Consider the following 470-nt stretch of genomic DNA (forward strand, 5'->3'; position numbering starts at 1 on the left):
ATCGACTTTAAGTTGTAATTAATTGATTTTATAGCCTTCAATTAATGGGTGTCCGCTACTTTCTACTTTCCGCTACCTTTACTACTTTTAGGAGCATTCAACTATGCAAGCTGAAAATTATTTTTTAGAGAACTTTCCTGATGGAGTCACTAATGCAATAGATGAGTTCTATGAAGAATTAGAGTGTTCTAACCAAGATAGTTATGAATTACTTATCAAAACATTCGGTGATGATTATTCCGAGGATCGAATTTTAAGAGCGACAGAGGCGGATTTTCTCCATTTTGCGAAATATATGGAAAGCTATTTTGAATTAAATGAGCGTCCTCCTTTAAACCTTGTCAAAAGTATAATTGCCAATGCATTAACTCAGTGGAAATAGTTCATATCTAACAAACAAATAAAGGCTGGAGAACCATCGACTTTAAGTTGTAATTGATTGATTTTATAGTCTTCAATTAATGGGTGTC

Annotated in this window: 1 protein-coding gene; it reads left to right on the forward strand. The window is 33.2% G+C overall.

Annotated features, from left to right (window positions below; translation table 11 throughout):
- The first annotated feature begins 103 nt into the window (after positions 1-103).
- On the forward strand, positions 104-382 hold the full coding sequence (locus V6256_RS15190; protein WP_341599103.1) for a hypothetical protein: 279 nt from the start codon (positions 104-106) through the stop codon (positions 380-382).
- The last annotated feature ends 88 nt before the right edge of the window (positions 383-470 follow it).

The sequence above is a fragment of the Psychromonas aquatilis genome, from assembly GCF_038155185.1.
Classification (GTDB): Bacteria; Pseudomonadota; Gammaproteobacteria; order Enterobacterales; family Psychromonadaceae; genus Psychromonas; species Psychromonas aquatilis.

Bases quoted from the DNA above. Each gene is read 5' to 3' on its own strand.
- V6256_RS15190 (WP_341599103.1), top strand. From the start codon at position 104: ATGCAAGCTGAAAATTATTTTTTAGAGAACTTTCCTGATGGAGTCACT.